The following is a 16,061-nucleotide window of genomic DNA, read 5'->3' as shown; positions in this document are numbered from 1 at the left end:
AGCCCGGGAAAGGTATTCCGGGCCGAGGGAGCCTCCATGAACCACGTCGTGCAGTTCGATCCCGCATCCCGAGCCTTCAGCGATCCGCCCCGGGTCATTGCGCCCTCCCGCGCTTCCATGAGCGCCTCCATCTTCGCCGAGCGGGCGCGGCGCTTCCGGCAACTGGCCGAGGGTCATGCGCTGGGCGGTTGGCTGCGTTTCCTGGGGCGTCTGGCCCAGGCCCAGCACCAGGCGCTGGGCCGACTGGAAAGTCTGCCGCTGCCGGACGAAGCAGCCCTGGCCCGCGCCCGCAGCCATCACATGCCGCCGCTACCGGCCCGGCAGTGGCCCCGGCACCCGGCCTGGCGCGGCGTTCTGGCGCAATTGACGGAGGCTCTGCAAAGCGACGCCCCTGAGCCGGCACGGGCCGCCTGCCGCCGCTTGGCCGAGGCCGCACCGGAGACGCTGGAAGCGTTCGCCGACCAGGTGCTGGCGAACGAACTGGATGGCTCCGAAGCGCCGCTGCTGCCCTATGTGGCGGCCGCCCTGCAGGTCTATTGGACCGCTATGGCGGCGGACCTGGGGACCGCCGCGCTGCCGGTTCTCGACGTGCCGGGCGTGTGTCCCTGCTGCGGCAGCCTGCCGGTCGCCAGCGTGGTGCGCGCCACGGCGGAGGTGGACAGGCTGCGCTACCTGCACTGTTCCCTGTGCGGCACGGAATGGCACCTGGTGCGCGTGAAATGCGCTGCCTGCGATGCCAATGCCCGCATCGCCTATCGCCGGATCGAGGGTTCGCGCCTGACCAATGCCGGCGCCATGCGGGCGGAAACCTGCGACGACTGCATGAGTTATCTGAAGATCCTCTATCGGCACGATGCGCCGGACGGCGATCCGGTGGCGGACGACCTGGCGACCCTGGCGCTGGATCTGCTGCTGGACGAGGCCGGCTATGCCAGGGCCGGCCCCAACCTTCTTTTCGTGCCGGGCGCGACCTGACTGGATGCAACCAGACGCAACCAGACTCAAGCGCGGCATCCTTCCCGCAACCCTTTCTGCCCGGTCCGGGTGAAAGCATGAATCCACTTGCACAACTGCCTGCCATCGGCCGTCTACGGGCCCCTCCGGCACTACTCTGTGGGCTCGGGCCATGATCGTCGGCACCGCCGGCCACATCGATCACGGCAAGACCACCCTGGTGAAGGCGCTCTCCGGGATCGATACGGACCGCCTGCCGGAGGAGAAGGCGCGCGGCATCACCCTGGATCTGGGCTACGCCTACACGGACGACGGCCTGCTCGGCTATGTCGATGCGCCGGGCCATGAAAAGCTGGTGCACACCATGCTGGCCGGCGCCACCGGCATCGACTTCCTGCTGCTGGCGGTGGCGGCCGACGACGGCCCGATGCCGCAGACCCGCGAGCATCTGGCGATCGCCTCCTTGCTCGGCCTGACGCGCGGCGCCGTGGCTCTGACCAAGATCGATGCGGCCAGCCCCGAACGGCTCGCCGCGGCCCACGAGGAAGTGGCCGCCCTGCTGGCGGGCACGCCGCTGGCTTCGGCGCCGGTGTTTCCGGTCGCGGCGCGGACGGGGGAGGGCGTGGCGGCATTGCGCCGCCATCTGCTGGAAGTCGCCCGCGGCCTGGGGGAAACACAGGCGCGGGGCGGCTTCCGTCTGGCCATCGACCGCGTGTTCACGCTTTCCGGCATCGGTCTGGTGGTGACCGGCACCGCCTTCTCCGGGCGGGTCGGCGTGGGCGACACGGTGACGCTGACGCCGCCGGGGTTGACGGCCCGGGTGCGCGGGCTCCATGTGCACAACCGGGCGGCGCAGACGGGCCAGGCGGGGCAGCGCATCGCGCTCAATCTGGCCGGCGATCTGGAGAAACGCGATCTGGCGCGCGGCATGTGGGTGGTCGCGCCCGCGCTGCATCGGCCGGTGCAGCGTTTCCAGTGCCGACTGAGGGCGCTGGAGCCGCTGCGCCACTGGCTGCCGGTGCATGTGCATCTGGGGGCCGCCGACGTGACCGGGCGCCTGGCCCTGCTCGAAGACGACACCCTGCTGCCGGAACAACCGGCACTGGCCGAGATCGTCCTCGACAAGGCGGTGGGTGTGCTCGCCCACGACCGCCTGGTGCTGCGTGACCAGTCCGCCACCCGCACCATCGCCGGCGGGCTGGTGCTGGACGTGTTTCCGCCGACCCGCTGCAAGCGGACGCCGGAGCGTCTGGCGATGCTGCGCCTGCTGGCCGAGGAAGACCCGTTGCCGGCCCTGCGCGCGGCCCTGGAGCGGGCGCCGGCGGGCGTCGACCTGGGGCGCTACGCCGCCAACCGCAATCTCGACGATCCCCAGGCCCTGTGGCGTCGTCTGGGCCTCACCGTGGTGGAGGAGGGCGGCCAGACCACGGGTTTCACCACCATCGCCTGGCAGGCCCTCGGCGCCAGGCTGGAAGCGGCCCTGGCCGAGGAACACCAGCGGGCGCCGGACATGATCGGCGTGGAGCGGGAGCGCCTGCGCCGCCTGACCCTGCCGACCCTGGGGCGGGCCGCCTTCGTCCGTCTGGTGGCCGAGCTGCTGGCTACCGGCCGTCTCGCGCAGAGCGGCGGCTGGCTGCATCGGCCCGAGCACCGCGCGACCCTCGCCGCCGCCGACGCCGAGTCGTGGCGTCGCCTGCGTCCCCAACTGGAGGCCGCGCCTTTCCAGCCGCCCCGGGTGCGTGACCTGGCCCGCGCCACCGGCATGGCCGAGGAAGCCGTGCGCGGACTGATGCGGCGCGTCGCCCGGCTGGGGCTGGCTTATCCGGTGGCCCACGATCATTACTTCAGCGCCGGCGCGGTGGCCCAACTGGCCGCCCAGGTGGATGCCCTGTGCATCCGGGACGGCGCCGTCCGCGCCGCCGCCCTGCGCGATTGCATCGGCGGCGGGCGCAAGGTGGCCATCCACATTCTCGAATTCTTCGATCGCGTCGGCTACACTCGACGTGTCAAGGATGCCCACGTCCGCCGCGGCGCCAAAGACTCGGAAGCCGCTCGGCAGTGGGTGTTGTCATGAAGGAAGAGGTCGTCCCCCGGTGGGGCGGCCGGTCTTCAAAACCGGCGGGGGCTGCCAGGCAGTCCCTGGTGGGTTCGACTCCCACTCTCTTCCGCCATTAACGTTGTCTCGTTGTCTTCGGGAGGAGCTTGCCATGACCCGGAACCATTCCATCAGTCTCGCCCTCGGTGCCGCTTTCCTGCTGGCGGGCTGCGCTTCGATGTCCGCCGGCGGCCCCCGCGCCGAGGCCAGGCTGGAGCCGCGCTCCGGCAGCAACGTCAGCGGCATCGTGACCTTCGTCCAGATGGGCGAGAAGGTGCGCGTGGAAGCCGTGGTGAGGGGCCTGGGCCCTGGCGAGCACGGCTTCCACGTGCATGAGTCCGGCGATTGCAGCGCCGCCGACGCCAGCAGCGCCAAGGGCCACTTCAATCCCGGCGGCAAGCCCCACGGCGAGCACGCCGGCGACATGCCCAACCTGATCACCGACGCGGCCGGCGAGGCCCTGCTGATGGTGGAGTTGTCCCGCTTCTCCCTGGACAACGGCCCGAACGGCATTCTCGGCCGCAGCGTCGTGGTGCATGCCGATCCGGACGACTACCAGTCGCAGCCCGCCGGCAACTCGGGCAAGCGCATCGCCTGCGGCACCATCGTCCCGCGCTGATGCCCCGTTCTCCGTTTCGCGGCAGCGTTCCGGGAGACCGCCTCTACGATCCCCGCCATGATCTCTGGGTGCGGCGGGATGGCGACAATGGGACGGTGGTGGTGGGCATCACCGCCTTCGGCCTGTTCCTTTCCGGCGAACTGGTCGCCTTCACCGCGAAGCCGCGCGGCGCCCGGGTGGAGCGGGGGCGGGGCCTGGGCACGGTGGAAAGCTCGAAGACGGTGCTGGCGGTGCATGCGCCGCTTTCCCTGGACGTGCTGGACATCAACGAGATCGCGGAGGAGCGTCCGGGCCTGGTGAACCGCGAGCCCTACGGCGCTGGCTGGCTGTTGTCCGGCCTGCCCCTGGACTGGGACGCGGAACGGGCGTTCCTGGTGGATGGGTCCGCCTACATCGCCCATATCCGGGCCCAGGAGCCAGAAGCGGTGATCGAACCGTGAAAGGCCTGGCCATCCTGCTCTGGTCGGCCACGCCGGAGCGGCCGGACCGATGCGCGGCGCCCTTCGTCCATGCGATGGCGGCGGCGGCGCTGGACTGCGAGGTGGAAATCCATTTCTCCGGCGCGGCGGTGGCGCTGCTGATCGCCGGCGCCGCGGCCGAGGCGCATACCGCGGCCGGCAAGCCGCTGTATGCCTTCATGCAGGAAGCGGCGGCGCTGGGGGTGCGCTTCTATGCCTGTTCGATGGCGGCGCGCCAGCATCTGCCCCCGGATGCCGCCCTCGTCCCGGAATTCACCGGCCACGCCGGCGCGACGGCCTTCGTGGCGCGGACGCTGGACCCGGAGTGGCGTACCCTGGTGTTCTGAGCAGTCGCGCATCAGGGTGGCTGCTATGCTGGGCAGACGGGCAGGGATCGGATTCATGGCAGTTTTCGCGAGGTGAGAGATGAATGAACCAAACCACAACATGGAGCAACTGTTCGCGCAGCTCGGTCTGCCGTCGGACCCGGTGCTCATCCTGGGTTTCATCGAGACGCACAAGCCCCTCGACGCCGCGATGCGGCTCCATGAGGCGCCGTTCTGGTCGTCGGCCCAGGCGGACTTCCTGCGTGACGAGATTCTCGGGGACGCCGATTGGGCCGAGGTCATCGACGCGCTGAACCTCGAACTTCGTTCCCGCTAGGGCGCGGGCATGGTCGCCGTCCGTATCGAGACCGACACCTTCGGTCCCATCGAGGTGCCGGAGGAACGGCTCTGGGGAGCGCAGACCCAGCGCAGCCTGGCGCATTTCCGGATTTCCAGCGAGTCGATGCCGCTGGCCCTGATTCAGGCCCTGGCCCTGCTGAAGGCCGCCGCCGCGGGGACCAATACCGCGCTGGGGCTGCTCGACGCGGGCAAGGCGCGGGCCATCCGGCAGGTCGCCGAGGAGATCGTCGCCGGCCGGCACGCGGTGGAGTTCCCCCTCTCGGTCTGGCAGACGGGTTCGGGAACCCAATCGAACATGAACGTCAATGAGGTGATCGCCAACCGTGCTTCCGAATTGCTGGGCGGGACGCGGGGGCCGGGTCGCCTGGTGCATCCCAACGACGACGTGAATATGGGGCAGTCGTCGAACGACGCGTTCCCCAGCGCGATGCACGTCGCCGGCGCCCGCGCCATCCGCCAGGACGTGCTGCCCGCGCTGGAGCAGTTGCGATCGGCTCTGGCGGCGAAGGCCGAAGCGTTCGCCGCGATCGTCAAGATCGGGCGGACGCATCTGCAGGACGCCACGCCGCTGACCCTGGGCCAGGAGTTCTCCGGCTACGTCGCGCAACTGGAGCTTGCGCAAGCGGCGCTGGAGGCGGCCTTGCCGGGGCTCTACCGTCTGGCGATCGGCGGCACGGCGGTCGGCACCGGTCTCAATACCCATCCCGAGTTCGGCGCGCGCGTCGCCGCGGCGGTGGCCGGGACGACCGGCCTGCCGTTCCTGGCGGCGGACAACAAATTCGCCGCGCTGGCCGGCCACGAGGCCATGGTGGTGGCCCACGGCGCGCTCAAGACGCTGGCGGTGGCGCTGATGAAGATCGCCAACGACATCCGCTGGCTGGCGTCCGGACCGCGTTCCGGACTGGGGGAACTCGCGCTGCCGGAAAACGAGCCCGGCAGTTCGATCATGCCGGGCAAGGTCAACCCGACCCAGGCCGAGGCGCTGACCATGCTGTGCGCCCAGGTGCTGGGCAACGACGTGGCGATCGGCGTCGGCGCGGCCAGCGGCAATTTCGAACTGAACGTGTTCAAGCCGCTGCTGATCCACAATTTCCTGCAAAGCGCGCGGCTGCTGGCCGACGGCTGCCGCAGCTTCGAGACGCACTGCGTGCGCGGCATCCGCGTCAATGCGGAGCGCATCCGCGAGTTGCTCGAACGCTCCCTCATGCTGGTGACGGCGCTGGTGCCCCATATCGGCTACGATCGCGCCGCGGCCATCGCCAAGAAGGCCCATGCCGAGGGCACCACGCTGCGCGAGGCGGCGCTGGCCCTGGGCTACCTGACGGCCGAGGAGTTCGACCGCTGGGTCAGGCCGGAGCGGATGCTGGCGCCCGGGGGATGACCCGGCATGCTGCCGGGCCGCGCCCATGGCCGTCGCAATGCCCCGCCTACAGTTCGATGTGTTCGCCGTGCCGCGGCAGTAGCGGCCGGGGCCAGCCCAGACGCGTCTCGATGGCCTGGGCGAACGCGGTCGAGGCGCCGGTTTCGCCATGCACCACGGCGATCTGTTTCGGTGGCGTGTGGAAGCCGCTCAGCCACTCGATCAGGCCGTTCTGGTCGGCATGGGCGGAGAGCCCGCCGACGGTGTGGATCTTTGCCCGCACCGGCACCGGCTCGCCGAAGATGTTGACCGTGCGGGCGCCGTCGACCAGTCGCCGCCCCAGCGTGCCGGCGGCCTGAAAGCCGGTGATCAGCACGCTGCACTCGCTGCGCGGCAGGTTCTCGCGCAAGTGGTACTTGATGCGGCCGGCATCGCACATGCCGCTGGCCGAGATGATCACCGCGCCGCTGCGCACCGAGTTGAGGGCGCGCGACTGCTCGACGTCGGCGATGAAGTCGACCCTGATCTTGCCCCGATGGCCCTGCATCCAGTCGATCAGTTCGTGCGTCGGCTGGTCGATGAGTTCAGGGTGGCGCAGCGTGATGTTGGTCGCCGAGGTCGCCATCGGCGAGTCGACGAAGATCTTGAGCGGCGCGATGCGTTCGCGGCGCACCAGATCGGCGAGGATGAAGATGATCTCCTGGCTGCGGCCGACGGCGAAGGCGGGAACGATCAGGTTGCCGCGGGTTTGATGGGTGCGTTCGATGGCGGCGACGATTTCGTCTTCCGTCTCGGCCAGCGGGCGGTGCAGGCGGTCGCCATAGGTCGATTCGATCAGCAGCAGGTCGGCCTCGGCCGGCGCCGCTTCGGGATCGTGCAGCACCGGTCGGTCGCGCATGCCCAGGTCGCCCGAGAACACCAGATGGCGCGGCTTGCCGTCATGGTCCACCTTCACGTCCAGCCATGCGGAGCCGAGAATGTGGCCGGCGTCGTGGAAGCTGACGCTGACGCCGGCGACCGGATGGAACGCCTGCCGGTACGGCGCCGCCTTCAGCAGCTTGAGCGCGGTCTCCGCCTGCGCCACCGTGTATAGCGGCGATTGCACTTGCAGCCTGCTCTGGCTGTCGCGCCGATGCCGATGGCGCAGTTGCCACTCCGATTCCTTTTCCTGGATGTGCGCGCTGTCGCGCAACAGCACATGCAAAAGATCGATGCTCGCCGGCGTCGCATACACCGGCCCGCGATAACCGAGCACCGAGAGCAGCGGCAACAGACCCGAGTGGTCGATGTGCGCGTGCGTCAGCAGCACGAAGTCGATGGCGCGCACATCGAAACCGAAGCGCAAGGCATTGATGTTCCTGGTGCGCGCCTCGCGGCCGCCCTGGAACATGCCGCAATCCACCAGGAACCGGCACTCGCCGGTATCCACCAGGGTGCATGAGCCGGTGACCTCGCCGGCCGCGCCAAAAAATCCGATACGCAATTCCGTTTCCTCGACAAGGGGGCGGTCTTCGCCCGGTTGGGGGATTGTACGGACATACGGACAATCAGAAGCTGTCGTGGTTCCGACACGGCAGGGGATGGTCGGCTACCAGATCGAATCCCCGGAAAGTCAGCGCCTCGTGCCGCAGGAAAGCGAGGGGTGGTCGTGGCTATGTCGATCGGGTAGAGTAGCCCCATGGCTGTGCTTATCCCTTCCATTGGCAGTTGCACCTTCGACAGCGGCGGCGAACGCCGCCTGGCCGAGCGCCTGGAGCAGAAGCTGGAGGGCGACTACCTGTGCTGGTACAACGTCGCCCTCGGCCCGGCGGCGCTGCACCCCGACTTCATCGTCTTCCATCCCCGGCGCGGGCTGTTGATCCTGGAGGTGAAGGACTGGCGAGCCCGGACCATTCTTGCCGCCGACCGCGGCCAATTCACCATCCACACCGATCGCGGCCCACTGGGAGTGGAAAACCCGCTCGAACAAGCCCGCCACTATGCCCATGCCGCCGTGGACGTGCTGCAGCGGGACCCGCAACTGGTGTTCTCCAGCGGGCGCGAGGCCGGCAAGCTGGCCTTTCCCTGGAGCTATGGCGTCGTGCTGCCCAATTTCACGCGCCGCCAGTTCGAGGACGGCGGTTTGGGCGAAGTGATCCCGCCGCACCGGGTGATCTGCCAGGATGAAATGCTCGAAACCGTGGAACCCGAGGCTTTCCAGCAACGGCTGTGGGACATGTTTCCGGTGCGTTTCAAGGGCGCCCTGTCCCTGCCTCAGATCGACCGGGTACGCTGGCATCTGTTTCCCGAGGTGCGCATTCCGGCCCGGCAGGCCGAGCTGTTCGCCGACGCGGCGCCCATGGATCTGCTCCAGGTCATGGACTTGCAGCAGGAGCAACTGGCCCGCAGCCTGGGCGAAGGCCATCGCGTCATCCATGGCGTGGCGGGTTCCGGCAAGACCCTGATCCTCGGTTATCGCGCCGAACATCTGGCCCAGGGAGCGACCAAGCCCGTCCTGATCCTCTGCTACAACGAGTCCCTCGCCCGCCGCATCGACGCGACCATGCGCGCCAAGGGCCTACGGCAGAAGGTGCACACCCATCACTTCCACCAATGGTGTCGCGCCCAACTGGTGGCCTACCACGCCGGCCTGCCGGAATCGAACGATGACCTGCAAGCCTATTTCGCCGAAATGGTGGAACGGGTGATCCGCGCCGTGGACCGGGGCCAGATACCCGCCGCCCAATACGACGCCATCCTCATCGATGAAGGGCACGACTTCCGGCCCGAGTGGTTCAAGCTGGTGGTGCAGATGGTGGACCCGAAGACCAACAGCCTCCTGGTGCTCTACGACGACGCCCAATCGATCTACGGCGATGAGAAGCGCAAGAAATTCAGTTTCAAGAGCGTGGGCATCCAGGCCGCCGGCCGTACCACCATCCTCAAGATCAACTACCGCAACACCGACGCCATCCTGCGCTTTGCCCGCGATGTGGCGCAAAGCATTCTCGAACCGAGCGAGGCCGACGACGACGGCGTGCCCCTGCTGATGCCTCAATCCGCCGGTCGGGCCGGGATGGAACCGCAGATCATCAACCTGCCGACGCAGAAGGCCGAGGCCGAATTTGTCATTCAACGCATGAAGGACGCCCATCGCTCCGGCATTCCCTGGCGCGACATGGCCGTGATCTACCGCGAATACGAACGCGACGCCAAACTCATTCGCAAGCTGCTGCCCGCCCACGGCGTGCCCCTCATCTATTTCAGGGACGCCACCTACGCCAACACCGAGGACAAGGTGACCCTCATCACCATGCACTCCTGCAAGGGCTTGGAGTTTCCGCTAGTGGTGATCCCCGGCGCCGACAAGCTCAAAGGTACCGGCGAGCTGGCGCCCCAGGAGGCCAAACTGCTCTATGTGGCGATGACGCGGGCGACGAAGGAGCTGGTGTTGTGTGGAGTGGGCGAATAGCGAATAGGCGCCGTCTTACCATCGCCGACTTTTAGCTTTCGTCCCTCGGCAAATCCCAGTCGCCGCGCTTGACGTCGTCGGTCTGGTGGAACTGGCGCACGCTGCGGATGAAATCGCGGAAATCCGCATTTTCTTCAGCTAAACGGTTGCAAGCGTCCCAATCCACATCGGTGCGTTCGCGGGCGGGGATACGAATCTCACTGCCTTCCGTCGGGTCTTCCACGTCCAACACGATGAGGCCGATACCGTGGGCCGCCGCCAACAGGCGCAGTTCCTTCATCGTGTCCGCCCCCTCCACCTCGGCCGCCACCAGATAGCCCTGATTGGCCCAGGAAGAGTTTGAGACGGTCTGGAACCAGGCCTCGCGCACGTTGGCACGGGTGAGTTTGAGCTTCACCTCGAAGGACCACAGGCGGCAGCGCGGATCGCCGTAGTGGCGCACACAGTCGCGGATGTCCTTGTGCCATTCGGCGCCCAGGTCTTCCATGGCCACCAGGTCGGGAAACAGCCAGATATTGCCCTTGGGGCCGTTGCGGTTCGAGGCGCGCTTCTCGTCGATGCGCTTCGGGTAGAGGCCGAATTCCGCGTGCAGGTAGCGGCAGAGCAGGGGATAGAGGTTGTGCTCCGACGGTCCTATCCTGGCCGGCTTGGCCTTGCCTTCTGTGCGCGTTGCGGCGGACGGCGCTTCGCCATCCTCGGCCGCGTAGTAGTAGCGGCGCGGCCGTCCCTCCGTCGTACGGATATGCGGCTCCTTCTTCTGGATTTCCGGCCGGTTGGCGCCGATCTCGGCGACGAGCTGCTGTATCAACGCCGCATCGTCGCTCAAGTCCTGCTGGCTGTTGCGGCGCTTTTCCTCGCAGGCATCGCGCAGGTTCTCGAACATCCACAGTGCGATCTGCCTTGCCGTATGAGGCTGGCCGGGGCGGGCCTTGAGGAAGTCGATGACGGTCTGGCGGAGATTGAGTTTCATGGGCGTGTTCCGTTCCAGGTTGCAATAACGAGCCGACTTATTTCAAGAGTGGGGGCTTATTGCAATAAGCGAATGTCGTAGAAGTTAGAAAAATACCATGGTGTCCTCCTGCCAACGCCGACTTTTGCGGACTGGCTCAGCGATTGAGCAAATGGTCGGCCAGAGCATCCAGTTCTGCTTTCCTTCCCTGCCAATCCTCCATCAGGCCCGCGAGCAGTTCGTAGAAGTGGGGGCTGTGGTTGTGTTCCTTGAGGTGGCACAGCTCGTGGAGGATCACGTAGTCGATGCAGGGGGTGGGCGCCTTGACCAGCATGGGGTTCAGCAAGAGTCCCCCCTTGGGCGAACAACTGCCCCACTGGGTGCGCATCGTCAGCAGGCGAAATGCCGGCGCCTGCTTGATCCAGGGAGCCTGCACCGCGCATGTGGCAATGCGCCGGGCAAACACCTCATCGGCTCGCCGCCGATACCAGGCATCGAGCAGCGTGCGTACCTGTGCCGGTTTTCGTGCCGGCACGCGGATTTCCAGCCTGCCGCGCAGCAGCTTGACACCCGGTTCGTCCTTGGCCGCGACGATCACTTTCAGCACATGGCGCCGCCCGAGGTAGAAGTGGCTTTCGCCGCTGACGTACTCCCGCGGCAGCACGTGGCGGACACGCTCGCGGCCGGCGCGCAGGCGCAGCCAGACCCAGCGCACGCGGCGGCGCACGGCCGCCATGACCTCCGCGACCGCCGTGCCTTCCGGCGCGTCCACCGAGACCACGCCATCGGGTGCGATATGGATAGAGATTCGCTTGGCCGGGCGCGGCACGAAACGAATCGAGAAACCGATGCGCTCCTCGCCGTAGCTGATGTGCCGGCGCACGCCTAAAGCTTCCCGCGGGCGAGGCCGATGCGGACGATGTGGATCACCAGCTCGATGACTTCCTTCGCCTTCTCCAGCCCCATGCGTTCGAACAGGCGCGGCAGCAGCGCCTTGCGAATTGCCGCCTCGATGTTCTGCGGGTTGAGGGAGTTTTCCGCCACCGCCACGCGCACGGCAGCGTCGATAGCCAGGGCCTCGTCCTCCCAGGCTCCGGAAGCCGCGCCTTCGAAGGCATCTCCCAAGGCAAGACGGAAAGCGCCGAAGTAGGCCCGGGCATGATGGTTGTCGCCGAAGGCGTCGGGGATGCCGATCACCGCCCGCTGTTCCACCTGTTCCTCGAATTTTCGGAACAGTGCGTATTGCTTGAGCGGATGGTCGAACATCGCTTCGGCCTCGGCGATGGCCTGCTTCAGCAGCTCGGCGAACACCTTCTGGGCGTAGGGATCGTCAGCCAAGTCCTGCTCGATGGTCTTCTTCAGCCGGGTCTGGATCTTGTCCGTCTCGTTGCGGGTCTTTTCCGTGCTCCAGGTTTCGGGGTCTTCCGGCTGTCCGAGCTTGTGCACCAGATAGACGCCCTCCGGCTCGCGCACCTCCTGGCCGATCACCTGCTTGTCCACCATGCGGCGGATCTGTTCCTCGTAGATGCCGTAGTCCACGGTCTCCAGCGCGTCCTGGCGGGCGATCTTGCGCAGGCCGGTGAAGAAACGCAGGTCTTCCTTGTAGGTGCGCACGTCCTGTTCGGAGAAGTTGTTGTCCTCGAAGAAGCTGCGCGAAGACAAGGCCGTCTGCAGGCAGAGGCCGAAGCGCGTCAGCGCTTCGTAGAAATCCTCGCGCAGCTTCTGTCGTGTGTCGTAGGTCCCGCCGACCTCGCCCATTTCAGCATTGGGCTCGGGCGCATAGCGGGGCATCAGCACCTGGCGATACTGCTCCAGATCCTGGCGGTTCTTCACCTCCTTGAAGAAGGCCCAGAGCGCCTCGTGCAGGGCCGGCAGACGCTTGTACTCGGTGCTGAACTGGCGGTAGAGGCCCTCCAGGTCCGCCACGTCGAAACCGCCCTGGGTCTGGGTCGCCAGGTCCTGATAGGCGCGGATGGCGGTGTCCAGCTCCTTGAGGATGCCCCGGTAGTCCACCAGCACACCGTAGCGTTTGGCATCGTGCAGGCGGTTCACCCGCGCCACGGCCTGGATCAGGTTGTGGCCCTGGAGCGGCTTGTCGATGTAGAGCACCGTGTTGCGCGGTTCGTCGAAGCCGGTCAGCAGCCGGTCCACAACGATCAGCAGGTCCGGGTCGCCCTCGTCGGCAAAGCCCGCCAGTACGGCTTTTTCGTAGCCCTCCTGGTCGTGGCCGACATGGGCCTTCCACCACTTCTGCACCTCGGGAAGTTTGTCCTCATCCACCTCGCTGCTGCCTTCCCGAGTGTCCGGTGCCGAGATGATGATGGCGCTGCTCACCAGCCCGGTCTGCTCCAGCGCCTGCTGGTAGCGGATCGCGTCGCGCTTGCTGTCGGTGGCGATCTGGCCCTTGAGGCTCAGGCCCAGCTTCTTGATGTTCTCGTTGAAATGGACGGCGATGTCCCAGGCGATCAGCTCGATGCGGTTGGCCGCGCCGTAGATGGCGCCCTTGCGGGCGTATTTCTTCTTCAGGTCGGCCTTCTGGGTTTCCGCCAGTCCGGCGGTGATCTTGTCGAACCAGCGGTTCACCGCCGCCTCGTCGATGGTCAGCTCGGGCACCCGCTCCTCGTAGAGCAGCGGCGCCACGGTCTCGTCCTCCACCGCCCGCTGCATGGTGTAGGCATGAACGATGGGGCCGAACTTGTTGGCCGTCTTGTCCGCCTTGAGCAGCGGCGTGCCGGTGAAGGCGATGTAGGCGGCGCGCGGCAGGGCCTGCTTCATGCGCTCGTGGGTTTCGCCGCCGTGGCTGCGGTGGCCTTCATCCACCAGCACGATCAGGTTGGCCGAATCGTTGCGGCACTCGGGCAGCTTCGAGGCCGTGTTGAACTTGTGTACCAGGGTGAAAGTGATGCGTTCCGTGCCTTGGCCGATGCGTCGGGCGAGGTCGCGGCCCGACGTGGCCTTGCTCTTTTCGCCTTCCTTCTTGGTGGCGATCGCCGAGCCGAAGGCGCCGCTGGCAATGAAGTTCTTCGCCAACTGGTCTTCCAGGTCGATGCGGTCGGTGACCAGCACCACCCGGCATTCGGCCAGGGCCGAGTCGAGCAGCAGGGCCTTGCTGAGGAAGACCATGGTGAAGCTCTTGCCCGAGCCCGTGGTGTGCCAGACCACGCCGCCCTCCCGCCCGCCGTCCGGCCGTAGGCGGTGGATACGGTCCAGCAGCGCGCGGATGCCGAAGAACTGCTGGTAGCGGGCAACGATCTTTCCCACCCGCCTGTCGAAGAGCACGAAGCCGCGCAGGAACTCCAGCAGCCGCGCCGGCGTCAGCAGACTCGTCAGCAGCCGGTCCTGGTCCGTGGGCAGCATGGGCTGCGCCCAGAGCGATTCGAAATAGCCGCGCACCTTCTGCGGCTTGCCGGCGAACAGGGCGACGCGGGTGGCGAAGGGCAGGGGCTTGTTCTTGACGCGGCTGAAATGGGCCTCGTCGAACTCCTCCTCGCGCCAGCGCGCCCAGAATTTGGCCGCCGTGTGGGTGGTGCCGTAGCGACCGTCCACGTGGCTTACCGCCAGCAGCAACTGGGCGTAGGCGAACAGGGTGGGAATCTCGTCCGGCCGCTGGTTGCGCAGGTGCTGGCTGACGCCTTCCTCGACCATGGCCTTGCCGTCATGGCCGGATTCGGGCCGCTTGGCCTCGATCAGCACCAGCGGCAGGCCATTCACATAGCCCACCACGTCGGGAATCCGGTGGTGGGTGCCCTGGCTGGAAAGCACCTCCAGTTCCTCGGTCACCTCCCAGTGGTTGGCCGTCGGGTCGGCCCAGTCGATGACATGGATGGTCGGCTGGTGCTTCTTGCCGTCCGGCATGAACTCGGTGACGGTGATGCCCAGTGCCAGCTTGCCGTAAAGCCGCTCGTTGGCCGCGAGCAGGCCCTCGGCGAAATTGACGGCCGACAGCTCGCGTACGATCTGGTCGATGCCCGAAGGCGAGAGCGGATACCACGCCCTCTTGTACTCGAAGCGGCGCGTCTGCAACACCTCGATCAGGCGCGGCTTGAGCATCACCTCCCGCGTCGAGCCGCGCAGGGCCAGGCAGTCTGCGGCGGAGAGGAAGGACCAGCCCAGGTTGCAGAGCAGATGCAGCGCCGGAATGTGGGCGCTGTAGTGCTCGCGGGTTTGGGGGACGGGGCTCATGGCGTGGCCTCGCTGGCGGGAACGCGTACGCGGCGTTTGCCGGTGAGGAGTTGTTGCATGAGGGCTCGCTTTTCCTCCCTCAGCATTTCGAGTTTCTTCTCGATCAGTTCGATTTCCCGATCTGCCAGATCAATAAGCTCCGCGATGGCCCGCTGTTCGGGGAGCGATGGCAACGGGATGTGAATCTGCTTGAAGTCCTTCCAGCGCAAGCTGCCGCGACGATCCACCGACGAGTTGGTATTGGCCGCGAATATCTGCCGGTAATGCTCAGTCTTCAGCAGTCGATACAGATAGCCATCGTCGACCTCGTCGTTGGTGCTGAAGACGGTATACATAGGACTGACCAAACCGAAGTCGTACAGGTTCTGGTAACCGATGGACCCTTCCTCGATATGGTTGGTCGCATAAACGAAGCTTTCGCACGGTACGACCTTGTAGGTCGACAAGTCTTCGCTGAAGACACGCTTCTTGAAATACTGAAGGGAGTCGACGAGTCCTCCGTGTTTCGTGCAAGAAAGGACTGGATAGTCTGCGCCTGAGCTATGTTTGCCGCTGACTTCCTTGGCTACTGTGCCTATGCGGGGATATGACCAGTCGGCAGGGATTGGGCCATGAGGCGTGTTCTTCCAATCGGCACTGGTCTTGAATTTGCCGAGACGCTTGATACCTCGCAGGACCTGTTGGGCAAGAGTCTGCTTCTGCTTGCGGCTGTTGGCGAGCAGCTTTTCGGTTGCGGCGATGGCTTCGTCCCACGTCTGCATGACCTCAGCAATTCGTGTTTGAGTCCCTTGGTCGGGAACGATTACGCTCTGCTGGTCAATGTCGGACTTCTTGACGTGGACTAAGGTCGCTTTGAATCCGTGCGCGTTTGCCTCGATTCGATCCGTTACATGCCTCAGCGCCCAATAGAGCCATGCATTGTCTATACCTTCTTTGGCATGGACCCTGAAAATGTGCTGGTTCAGCACACCACGCGTTCCCCGCCAGATTGTCGGGCCAAAGGACACGCCTTTGCTACCAGCCCAGGCGAAGAGTAGTTGCCCCGGTTCAACTATCCATCGAGGTTCTGTCGGACCAGCGTAGAAGTCGAAGTTCTGGCCGCCGTTGAGGTTCTGAATCCGAATGATTGGGAGTCCTTCTGTACCCCAGTCGTCAGGACCGAATCCATGTCCATTCTGCATTTCGCAAATATCGGCGACTGTTTGTCGCTTCCAGCCTTCAGGCAGCATCCTTGCCCCCTTCCGGCTCACTGCCTGCTTGCCGCTCCAGTCCCTTGGTGTCCTCCGCATCCGCCAGCCGTGCCTCCT

At 66.2% G+C, this 16,061-nt stretch carries 13 protein-coding genes and 1 tRNA gene; 9 read left to right on the top strand and 5 right to left on the bottom strand.

Annotated elements, in window-relative coordinates; all coding sequences use genetic code 11:
* The first annotated feature begins 36 nt into the window (after positions 1–36).
* From fdhE to fumC, 8 genes are all read left to right on the top strand, one after another.
* Positions 37–975 (top strand): formate dehydrogenase accessory protein FdhE, encoded by a 939-nt coding sequence (gene fdhE, locus B9N43_RS05185; RefSeq protein ID WP_145841261.1) that lies wholly within the window; start codon positions 37–39, stop codon positions 973–975.
* 151 nt (positions 976–1,126) lie between these two features.
* Positions 1,127–3,028 carry a selenocysteine-specific translation elongation factor gene (gene selB / locus B9N43_RS05180; protein WP_145841260.1) on the top strand — a complete coding sequence of 634 codons (1,902 nt, stop codon included), beginning with the start codon at positions 1,127–1,129 and terminating at the stop codon, positions 3,026–3,028.
* Between the two features lies 1 nt (position 3,029).
* A tRNA-Sec gene (locus tag B9N43_RS05175) sits at positions 3,030–3,125 on the top strand.
* A gap of 36 nt (positions 3,126–3,161) precedes the next feature.
* Positions 3,162–3,668: a superoxide dismutase family protein gene (locus B9N43_RS05170; protein ID WP_145841259.1), complete on the top strand. Its 507-nt coding sequence runs from the start codon at positions 3,162–3,164 to the stop codon at positions 3,666–3,668.
* A complete protein-coding gene (locus tag B9N43_RS05165) occupies positions 3,668–4,108 on the top strand; it encodes a glycine cleavage system protein H (protein ID WP_145841258.1) in 441 nt (146 codons plus the stop codon). Before B9N43_RS05170 ends, B9N43_RS05165 begins: the two co-directional genes overlap by 1 nt.
* Positions 4,105–4,473: a DsrE family protein gene (locus tag B9N43_RS05160; RefSeq protein WP_186453990.1), complete on the top strand. Its 369-nt coding sequence runs from the start codon at positions 4,105–4,107 to the stop codon at positions 4,471–4,473. Before B9N43_RS05165 ends, B9N43_RS05160 begins: the two co-directional genes overlap by 4 nt.
* A gap of 79 nt (positions 4,474–4,552) precedes the next feature.
* A complete protein-coding gene (locus B9N43_RS05155) occupies positions 4,553–4,789 on the top strand; it encodes a DUF2789 domain-containing protein (RefSeq protein WP_145841256.1) in 237 nt (78 codons plus the stop codon).
* Between the two features lie 9 nt (positions 4,790–4,798).
* Entirely contained in the window at positions 4,799–6,193 is a 1,395-nt protein-coding gene (gene fumC, locus B9N43_RS05150) for a class II fumarate hydratase (RefSeq protein WP_145841255.1), read from the top strand.
* A 46-nt stretch (positions 6,194–6,239) separates the two neighbouring features.
* Here fumC and B9N43_RS05145 read toward each other — a convergent pair whose 3' ends face one another.
* On the bottom strand, positions 6,240–7,655 hold the full coding sequence (locus B9N43_RS05145; RefSeq protein ID WP_145841254.1) for an MBL fold metallo-hydrolase RNA specificity domain-containing protein: 1,416 nt from the start codon (positions 7,653–7,655) through the stop codon (positions 6,240–6,242).
* Positions 7,656–7,850: 195 nt separating this feature from the next.
* On the opposite strand from B9N43_RS05145, the gene B9N43_RS05140 reads away from it, so the two are divergent.
* A complete protein-coding gene (locus B9N43_RS05140; protein WP_145841253.1) occupies positions 7,851–9,623 on the top strand; it encodes a DEAD/DEAH box helicase in 1,773 nt (590 codons plus the stop codon).
* A gap of 31 nt (positions 9,624–9,654) precedes the next feature.
* Here B9N43_RS05140 and B9N43_RS17510 read toward each other — a convergent pair whose 3' ends face one another.
* The 4 genes from B9N43_RS17510 to B9N43_RS05120 all read right to left on the bottom strand — a co-directional run bounded on the left by B9N43_RS17510 (position 9,655) and on the right by B9N43_RS05120 (position 15,983).
* Positions 9,655–10,593: a COG2958 family protein gene (locus B9N43_RS17510; RefSeq protein ID WP_145841252.1), complete on the bottom strand. Its 939-nt coding sequence runs from the start codon at positions 10,591–10,593 to the stop codon at positions 9,655–9,657.
* Positions 10,594–10,729: 136 nt separating this feature from the next.
* Positions 10,730–11,455, bottom strand: a complete 726-nt coding sequence (locus B9N43_RS05130) for a M48 family metallopeptidase (RefSeq protein WP_222428810.1) — start codon at positions 11,453–11,455, stop codon at positions 10,730–10,732.
* A gap of 2 nt (positions 11,456–11,457) precedes the next feature.
* A complete protein-coding gene (locus B9N43_RS05125) occupies positions 11,458–14,754 on the bottom strand; it encodes a type I restriction endonuclease subunit R (RefSeq protein WP_145841251.1) in 3,297 nt (1,098 codons plus the stop codon).
* Positions 14,751–15,983: a restriction endonuclease subunit S gene (locus B9N43_RS05120; RefSeq protein ID WP_145841250.1), complete on the bottom strand. Its 1,233-nt coding sequence runs from the start codon at positions 15,981–15,983 to the stop codon at positions 14,751–14,753. The genes B9N43_RS05125 and B9N43_RS05120 overlap by 4 nt, the downstream gene beginning before the upstream one ends.
* Positions 15,984–16,061 lie beyond the last annotated feature (78 nt).

It is taken from the genome of Denitratisoma sp. DHT3 (genome assembly GCF_007833355.1).
In the GTDB taxonomy this organism is placed as follows: Bacteria; Pseudomonadota; Gammaproteobacteria; order Burkholderiales; family Rhodocyclaceae; genus Denitratisoma.
Note: the sequence above shows the minus strand (reverse complement) of the source record. Positions and strands in the feature narration are given on the sequence as shown.

Bases quoted from the DNA above. Each gene is read 5' to 3' on its own strand.
- B9N43_RS05140 (WP_145841253.1), top strand. From the start codon at position 7,851: ATGGCTGTGCTTATCCCTTCCATTGGCAGTTGCACCTTCGACAGCGGC.
- B9N43_RS05125 (WP_145841251.1), bottom strand. From the start codon at position 14,754: ATGAGCCCCGTCCCCCAAACCCGCGAGCACTACAGCGCCCACATTCCG.
- B9N43_RS05165 (WP_145841258.1), top strand. From the start codon at position 3,668: ATGCCCCGTTCTCCGTTTCGCGGCAGCGTTCCGGGAGACCGCCTCTAC.
- fdhE (WP_145841261.1), top strand. From the start codon at position 37: ATGAACCACGTCGTGCAGTTCGATCCCGCATCCCGAGCCTTCAGCGAT.
- B9N43_RS17510 (WP_145841252.1), bottom strand. From the start codon at position 10,593: ATGAAACTCAATCTCCGCCAGACCGTCATCGACTTCCTCAAGGCCCGC.
- fumC (WP_145841255.1), top strand. From the start codon at position 4,799: ATGGTCGCCGTCCGTATCGAGACCGACACCTTCGGTCCCATCGAGGTG.
- B9N43_RS05170 (WP_145841259.1), top strand. From the start codon at position 3,162: ATGACCCGGAACCATTCCATCAGTCTCGCCCTCGGTGCCGCTTTCCTG.
- B9N43_RS05155 (WP_145841256.1), top strand. From the start codon at position 4,553: ATGAATGAACCAAACCACAACATGGAGCAACTGTTCGCGCAGCTCGGT.
- B9N43_RS05120 (WP_145841250.1), bottom strand. From the start codon at position 15,983: ATGCTGCCTGAAGGCTGGAAGCGACAAACAGTCGCCGATATTTGCGAA.
- selB (WP_145841260.1), top strand. From the start codon at position 1,127: ATGATCGTCGGCACCGCCGGCCACATCGATCACGGCAAGACCACCCTG.